The organism is Lachnoclostridium sp. An131, from assembly GCF_002160825.1.
GTDB lineage: Bacteria > Bacillota > Clostridia > Lachnospirales > Lachnospiraceae > Laedolimicola.
In genome coordinates, this window is the sequence record NZ_NFLI01000016.1 from 82030 (window position 1) to 90271 (window position 8242).

The following is an 8242-nucleotide window of genomic DNA, read 5'->3' on the forward strand; positions in this document are numbered from 1 at the left end:
AAGGGAGGGAAAAGGATGCAGCAGATTTCGGAATCGGAGCTGGTATTGATGAAGATCATCTGGGGAAACGGCGGGACGGCCCTCTATTCCTTTATCATGGAGAAGCTGGAAAAGGAGCGGAATGACTGGAAGAAGAATACGGTGCTGACGCTTCTTTCGCGTCTCGTGGAAAAAGGGTATCTGAGGACAAACAAGATCGGCAGGCGCAATGAGTACGAGGCTCTTGTCACGGAGCAGGAGTATCAGGCTATGCAGACGAACAGCTTTCTGGACAGGATTTTCGGGGGAAACGTGCGCGGCTTGGTGTCCACGCTTCTGCAGGAGGACAGGCTTTCGCCGGAGGAGCTGAAGGAGATCGAGAAATTCTGGGAGGAGCAAAATGAGTGAATTTATGAAAACGCTTTTATCGCTTTCCCTTTCCGGCACGCTGATCTTCCTTCTTTTGAAGCTTTTAAAGCCGTTGTACCGGGAAAGATTCAGCAGGCGCTGGCAGTATTATGTCTGGCTGGTTGTAGCTTTGCGTTTCCTGATTCCGCTTTCGCCGGAGACGGCTCTGATGAACCGTGTTTTTACAGGAACGGAGGCGGTGGTTCAGGAATATGCGGTGCGGGAGCAGACGCCTGGGACGCCGGATGCAGGCCGGGAGGAAGTGGGCCAGGCCGCAGCTCAGGATATGCCTGAAACGGCGCCAGGCGGCGGGAGCGCGCCCGGGCAGGAGGCAGAGGAGACAGAGGAGGCAGACAGCGCTGAGAGACGGGTAGAAGGGGCGGCCGGAACAGAAAATGCGCAGCCGTTCTGGGGATTCCTTTTTCTTATATGGAGCTTCACCGCACTCCTGTTTCTGCTTTTCAGGATCAGGGCTTACCGGAGATTTGCGCGCAGCCTGACGTCGGAAAACGGGCTGGTTCTGGAAGGAAGGCCTTTGGAGCTTCTGGACGCCTGCGAGAGGGAACTGCGTTTGAAAAGGAAGATAAGGCTGTACCGCGGCGGGAAAATCGCTTCGCCGGTACTGCTGGGGGTCTGGAGGCCGGCCCTGATCCTGCCTGAGAAGGATATCCCGGAGGAGACGCTGCTCTATGTGTTCCGGCATGAGCTGACGCACTGCAGGCGGAGGGACGGACTGTATAAATGGCTGATTCAGCTGGTGATCTGTGCGCACTGGTTTAATCCCTTTGTGTACCGTCTGGAAAAGGAGATCGGCCAGGCGTGCGAGCTGTCCTGCGACGAGGCGGTTATCGCTCCGCTGGACAGGGAAGAGAGGCGGAAATATGGCAGCCTGCTGCTTGCCTTTGCCGGGGCGGGGGACTGCTGCCGGGGGTCTCACATTTCTGCGGCTATGTCGGAGGGCGGAGAGCATCTGAAAGAAAGGCTGGGTGCGATTATGAAATTCAGGAAGGAGACGAAGTGGGCTGTGGCTGCCTCGGCTGCAGCGCTGCTGGCGCTGATTGCGGGAGCTGTGTGGATCGGTTCCTATATAGGGCCGGCGGGAGGAAGAGGGGCGGAAGGTACAGGACAGCAAGAGACAGCAGTGGAGGATGTACTGTTCCGACCGGGAGAAGGATTGCAGACAGGCACAGACCTTGGGAATGGGGCAGGAGCAGCCTTCCCGGAAGGGACGGAGACGGTTCCGGCAGAGGAAGCCCAGAAGGGGGCGCGCCTGGAGCTGGCAGGAAGAAAGGATGCCTGCCCGTATGTAGAGCTGAGCTTTCAGCTCATAGAGGAAAGCGGAGAAACGCGGATTTTCCCGTCCGATCCTGCCGATATTCCATTGTATGCGGAGTTTGAGCCAGGAGAACCGGCCAGGTGGGACTATTCTGTGACTGCAGCAGAAAAAGAAAACGATACGGTCTCTCTGTCTTTCTGGAGCGCGGAATCAGGCTCCGTCACAGTAACGATAGATGGCTTATCCTACACGGCGGAGTTCCAGAGGGAAGAGCCGGAGGAAATCACACTGAATCAGGAGATAGCTGTCTATGGCGGGACTGCCATGATGGGTTCCGTTCTGGTGTATCCGGACGCGGTTACAGTCAATCTGTCAGGGCTTTCTTCTGAGGCATATCAGAATACGGCGCTTATCCTGGCGGAGGAAGGAACCGTCTACGGGGATGGAAATGATCTGGATGGTTATACGGGAACGCACAGCTACAGTGCAGAAGACGAGACGTACACAGGCACCTATGCCTTCCCTGACGGCCTTCCGGAGGACAGGGATCTGGTGTTCCGGGTCATTAATCTGCGGGAGAGCGATGAACAGGGCGTCAGGCTTTGTGAGGATTATCCTCTGGGAGCCGTCTGAAAAGGGGCAGCCGGGACAGGCTGCCCCTTTGCCGCGCAGAGCAGAGTGCGGTGTGAGCTGTAATGTTTTGCAGAAAATTCTGACTGCTGTTTTGTATTTGGCCTTGCAATCGGGGGTATGCTGTGTTATACTGAAAACAAACATATGTTCGATAAAATGAAAGGAACCTTCATGCAGCATACAAGGATTCCGGAACAGCTTCCGGTGATGGAAAAACTGAAAATTCTGTCAGATGCGGCCAAGTACGACGTGGCCTGCACCTCAAGCGGGACGGCCCGCGGAAATAACGGAAAGGGGATCGGAAACTGTTTTGACGCGGGAATCTGCCACAGCTTCGCGGCAGACGGCCGCTGCATCTCCCTGCTGAAGATCCTGCTTACCAACGAATGTATCTTCAACTGCCGTTACTGCCTGAACCGTTCTTCCAATGATGTGCCGCGGGCCACGTTTACTCCGGATGAGATTTGCGATCTGGTGATTGGCTTTTACCGGAGGAATTATATCGAGGGGCTTTTTTTAAGCTCCGGGATCCTGAACAGCCCGGACTATACGATGGAGCTTCTTTACCAGACCCTGTACAAGCTGAGGAGTCAGTATCATTTCGGCGGGTATATTCATGTGAAGGCGATCCCCGGAGCAGATCCGTTCCTGATAGAGAAGACAGGCTTTCTGGCTGACCGCATGAGTGTGAATCTGGAGCTGCCTACGGCGGAGGGATTAAGGAGGCTGGCTCCTGCAAAGAGCCGGGAGAAAATATTGAAACCCATGCGGCAGGTGCAGAACCGGATGGAAGAGAATCGGGAGGAGCTGGCTCTTTACCGCAGCGCGCCCCGGTTCGTTCCGGCAGGACAGTCCACGCAGATGATCATAGGCGCCACGCCGGAGAATGATTTTCAGATTATGTCCGTAGCAGAGTCTCTCTATAAAAAATTTGATTTGAAGAGGGTGTTTTACTCGGCCTTTGTTCGTGTCAATGATGACAGCGCTCTCCCGGCGCTGCCGGGAGGGCCGCCGCTTCTGCGGGAGCACCGGCTTTACCAGGCAGACTGGCTGCTGCGTTTTTATGGCTTTGAGGCCGGAGAGCTGCTTTCGGAGGACAGGCCGAATTTCAACATACTGTTTGATCCGAAGTGTGACTGGGCGCTCCGCCACCTGGAGCTGTTTCCGGTGGAGATCAACAGGGCTTCCTACCAGACTCTGCTTCGGGTGCCGGGAATCGGTGTGAAATCCGCCCAGCGGATTGTGAAGGCGAGACGGCTTGGAAGCCTTGATTTCCAGGATTTAAAGCGGATGGGCGTAGTATTGAAGCGTGCGCTGTATTTCATCACCTGCAGAGGCAGAACCCTGTATCCGATTAAAATAGAGGAGGATTATATTACCAGGAATCTTCTGTATGTGAAGGAGAAGCTGCCGCCGGAGCTGCGGGATGACGTGACCTACCGGCAGCTTTCCCTTTTTGACGACGGGATGCCGCTGTCTGTGGAAGAGCAGTCAGTTCTGCTGGATGTGTCTGCCGGGAGCGCAGCGGCTTTTGCCGGAGGGGGAGCCATATGACAACGGTATTTGTATGCGAGGACAGCCTGGACGGGATTCTGACGGGCGTATATGAGGCATGGGACAGCCGGCTGGGGCACGGAAATGTGAAGCTTCAGACGGAAGGGATGGATACGATGGAGCTGTTCTGCGAGTACCAGACAGTCCGGACAGATCTGGAGAAGGCAGAAAAGGTGCTTCGGACGGTCAAAAGAAGAATGGGGGAGAAGGCCCGGGAGGCGGTCTGCTATGCGTCCGCCTGTCCGGATTCCGGAAAAGCAGACGCCATTTACCGGCTGATTGTACTGGGGCTTTCGCTCCCGGATGGGCGCCAGGCAGTGAACCGGCTGCAGGATCCGGCGGTTCTGCTGGTGGAGAAGCTGCGGTATAAGGCCTGGCACGAGGCGGAGCGGATGCTGGGCTTTCTGCGTTTTGAGGAGCTGGCTGGCGGAGTGCTCTACGCCCGCATGAATCCGCCCTATGCCATACTGCCTCTGATTGCGCCTCATTTCGCAGACCGTCTTCTGCAGGAGAACTGGATTATCCAGGATACAGGCAGGAACCAGGCAGCTGTGCACAGGGCAGGAGGAAGCTGGTTTCTGACGGATGCGGACCTTCCGGATCTGCGGAAGATCGCGGGATACGCAGAGACGGAGAAAGAATTCCAGACACTGTGGAGGGCCTTCTGCAAAAGCATCGCCATCGAAGAGCGGCGTAATCCCCGGTGCCAGCAGACTCTGCTGCCGCTCCGGTTCCGTCCGGATATGACAGAATTTCAGCCGGATTCCGGACAGCCAGGTGCTTTTTGGCAGGATTCGCGGTTTGACAGTCTCAGGAAATCATAGTACACTGGAATAGTGGAACAGGCAGGCGTGGACAGGCAGAATGGCTCATGTCTGCTGCAGAATCAGTTGAGACAGGCAGGAGAAAAGAAAATGAACAGAGTTCCGGTGATAAAGGCCGCGCTTCTTGGCGCAGGGACGGTAGGAGGCGGCGTCTGCCAGATTCTGGAGTGGCAGAAGGAGGAGATGCCGAAAAAGCTGGGCGTCTCTGTAGAATTGAAAAAGATACTGGTGCGTGATACGGCGAAAAAGAGAGAAGGCATCGACAGCGGGCTTTTGACAGACAGCTGGCAGGAGATCCTTGAGGATCCGGAGATCCAGATTGTGATAGAGGTTATGGGCGGCATCGAACCTGCCAGATCCTATATTCTGGAAGCGCTCCGGGCAGGCAAACATGTGGTAACGGCAAATAAGGATCTGCTGGCGGAGTATGGGCATGAGCTTCTTGATACTGCTGAGGAGCAGGGCTGCGATCTGATGTTTGAGGCAGCTGTGGCAGGCGGCATCCCGATCATCCGTCCGCTGAAGCAGTGCCTGGCGGCAAACCATATTACGGAGGTCATGGGGATCGTTAATGGAACGACCAACTATATTCTGACCCGAATGACGGCAGAGCACATGGAGTTTTCAGAGGCTCTTGCGAAGGCGGCGGAGCTTGGCTATGCAGAGGCCGATCCGACAGCGGACATAGAAGGCTATGACGCAGCCAGAAAGGTGGCGATTCTGGCATCTATCGCATTCAATTCCCGGGTAACCTTTCCGGATGTCTATACGGAAGGCATTACGAGGATTACAGCCGCTGATATCCGTTACGCGGAGGAGCTTGATATGGTGATTAAGCTTCTGGGTGTGGCGAGGAATACGGGAGACGGCATCGAGGCAGGCGTCTATCCCATGCTGATTCCATCCAGCCATCCGCTGGCTACAGTCAATGACGCCTTCAACGCAGTCTTTGTGCATGGCGATGCGGTGGACGACGCAATGTTCCTGGGAAGAGGGGCGGGAAAGCTTCCGACAGGCAGCGCCGTAGCAGGAGACGTTTTTGAGATAGCGAGAAATATTCAGGCAGGCTGTACCGGGAAGATCAGCTGCACCTGCTACAAAAATATTCCTGTAAAGCCGGCGGAGGAGATGCGGAGCCGTTATTTCCTGCGCCTGGAGGTGGAGGATCGTCCGGGCGTTCTGGCGGGGATTGCTTCTGTGTTTGGAAATAATAATGTAAGCATCTCCCAGGTGATTCAGAAAAATGCGGACAGGGGACTGGCTGAGCTGGTGGTCATTACCGATCAGGTGGTGGAACGCCATTTCCGGGATTCCCTGCTGGTGATAAAAGAGATGTCCATGGTAAAAGAAATTCCTTCCGTACTGCGGGTTTACGGGTAGTCAGGCAGGAAGGGCGGCAGACTGCCCGCAGAGTGCCTTTTGAAGGGCCAGGCCGGAGAGCGGGCAAAAAGGAGACAAATGGAAGAAAAAGAACTGACATTACTGGACCATGCGATCATATTTGCTACAAAGGCACATTCCGGGACTACCCGCAAGGGTACGAACGTCCCCTATATTGTACATCCTATAGAGGCCGCCGCTATTGTTTCGGCCATGACGGATGATGAAGAGATCATTGCAGCGGCGGTGCTGCATGACGTACTGGAGGATACTGAAGCCACGAGGGAGGATCTGCTGGTCCGGTTCGGGCGGCGAATTACGGAGCTTGTGGAGAATGAGAGTGAGGACAAAAGAAAAAATCTGCCTGCGGCCCTGACCTGGAAGACGCGGAAGCAGGAGACGATCACCTTTCTGGAAACCAGGGCCAGCACAGAGGCGAAGATGCTTGCACTGGCAGATAAGCTGGCCAATCTGCGGGCGATACACCGGGATCAGTGCATTATCGGGGACCGGGTCTGGGAGCGTTTTAACGAAAAGGATAAGAGGATGCATGCCTGGATGTACCGGTCTATCGCCAAGGCTCTCGGTGAGCTTTCAAACCATCCGACCTGGCAGGAATATAACCGTCTTGTAAAAGAAGTGTTTGGCGAGGAAGCAAATGAATCTTGACAAACGCCGGAAAACAGGATAATCTGCTTAGAAGAACAAAAGGATAAAGAGGAGGAAGATTATGAAAGCGTACCGTGACATGAGTAAGGAAGAGCTGCTGGCGCTGAAAGCAGAGCTGGACGCGAAATACCGTGAGGCACAGGCAAAGGATTTGCATCTGGATATGTCCCGTGGAAAGCCCAGCGCAGAGCAGCTGGATCTGTCCATGGGAATGATGGATGTGCTGAACAGCAGTACGGATTTGAAGGATTCTGAAGGAGTAGACTGCCGTAATTATGGTGTCCTGGACGGCGTTAAGGAAGCGAAGGAGCTCCTGGGAGAGATGTCTGAGGTTTCCCCGGATAAAATTATCATCTATGGAAACTCCAGCCTGAACGTGATGTTCGATACTGTAGCAAGATCCATGACCCATGGCGTTATGGGCAGCACTCCGTGGTGCAAGCTGGACAAGGTAAAGTTTCTCTGCCCTGTTCCGGGCTATGACCGTCATTTTGCCATTACCGAATATTTTGGAATCGAGATGATCAATATTCCGATGACGCCGACCGGGCCGGACATGGATATGGTAGAGGAGCTGGTAAGCTCTGACCCGGCTGTCAAAGGAATCTGGTGCGTGCCGAAGTATTCCAATCCTCAGGGCATTACTTATTCAGATGAGACGGTACGCCGTTTCGCAAGGCTGAAGCCGGCGGCGGAGGATTTCCGTATATACTGGGATAACGCATACTGTGTACATCATCTCTACGATGACGATCAGGATTTCCTGATTGAGATTCTCGGAGAGTGCGAGAAGGCCGGAAATCCGGATATCGTTTACAAATTCTGCTCCACCTCCAAGATCAGCTTCCCTGGCTCCGGCGTGGCCTGCATCGCGGCTTCCCCGAATAACCTGAAGGACATTCGCAGGCAGCTTACGATTCAGACTATCGGTCATGATAAGGTAAATCAGCTTCGCCATGTGCGTTTCTTCAAAAATCTGGATGGCATTCACGAGCATATGCGCAAGCATGCGGCGATTATGCGTCCGAAATTTGAGGCGGTGCTGGATACTTTGGAGAAAGAGCTGGGCGGTCTGGAGATTGGAAGCTGGATTCGTCCCAAGGGCGGATACTTCATTTCCTTTGATTCCATGGAAGGCTGTGCAAAGTCCATTGTGGCGAAGTGCAAGGATGCCGGCGTAGTGCTGACGGGAGCCGGGGCCACCTATCCCTACGGGAAGGATCCCAAGGACAGCAACATCCGTATTGCGCCTTCCTACCCGACAAAGGAAGAACTGGCACAGGCTACAGACCTCTTTGTACTCTGCGTAAAGCTGGCAAGCGTAGAGAAGCTTCTGGAGACGAAATAATCGGAAGAAAAGCAGCTGAAATTAAGAAAATAAAAAGCAGCGGGATGCCATCCATAAGATTTTGGTGTGCTACCCGTCAAGAGGACAATGAAAAACAATAAATTTTTCTCCGTCAGCCGATACACGGCTGGCGGTATTTTTATGCTGCCTGTAATGTAAATTCATGAAATG

The 8242-nt window shown here is 54.3% G+C and carries 7 protein-coding genes; all 7 read left to right on the top strand.

Annotation, left to right across the window (positions count from 1 at the left end; genetic code table 11):
• The first annotated feature begins 15 nt into the window (after positions 1-15).
• The 7 genes from B5E77_RS13450 (at position 16) to B5E77_RS13480 (ending at position 8071) form a co-directional block, all read left to right on the top strand.
• Entirely contained in the window at positions 16-387 is a 372-nt protein-coding gene (locus tag B5E77_RS13450; RefSeq protein ID WP_087165867.1) for a BlaI/MecI/CopY family transcriptional regulator, read from the top strand.
• Positions 380-2296, top strand: coding sequence for a M56 family metallopeptidase (locus tag B5E77_RS13455; RefSeq protein WP_087165868.1), 1917 nt, complete (start codon positions 380-382; stop codon positions 2294-2296). The genes B5E77_RS13450 and B5E77_RS13455 overlap by 8 nt, the downstream gene beginning before the upstream one ends.
• A gap of 144 nt (positions 2297-2440) precedes the next feature.
• On the top strand, positions 2441-3850 hold the full coding sequence (locus B5E77_RS13460; RefSeq protein WP_330394702.1) for a putative DNA modification/repair radical SAM protein: 1410 nt from the start codon (positions 2441-2443) through the stop codon (positions 3848-3850).
• Positions 3847-4674: a TIGR03915 family putative DNA repair protein gene (locus B5E77_RS13465; RefSeq protein WP_087165869.1), complete on the top strand. Its 828-nt coding sequence runs from the start codon at positions 3847-3849 to the stop codon at positions 4672-4674. Before B5E77_RS13460 ends, B5E77_RS13465 begins: the two co-directional genes overlap by 4 nt.
• A 90-nt stretch (positions 4675-4764) precedes the next feature.
• Positions 4765-6054: a homoserine dehydrogenase gene (locus tag B5E77_RS13470; RefSeq protein WP_087165877.1), complete on the top strand. Its 1290-nt coding sequence runs from the start codon at positions 4765-4767 to the stop codon at positions 6052-6054.
• Positions 6055-6132: 78 nt separating this feature from the next.
• Positions 6133-6723 carry an HD domain-containing protein gene (locus B5E77_RS13475; RefSeq protein WP_087165870.1) on the top strand — a complete coding sequence of 197 codons (591 nt, stop codon included), beginning with the start codon at positions 6133-6135 and terminating at the stop codon, positions 6721-6723.
• A 61-nt stretch (positions 6724-6784) separates the two neighbouring features.
• Positions 6785-8071: an aminotransferase gene (locus B5E77_RS13480; RefSeq protein WP_087165871.1), complete on the top strand. Its 1287-nt coding sequence runs from the start codon at positions 6785-6787 to the stop codon at positions 8069-8071.
• Positions 8072-8242: the final 171 nt, after the last annotated feature.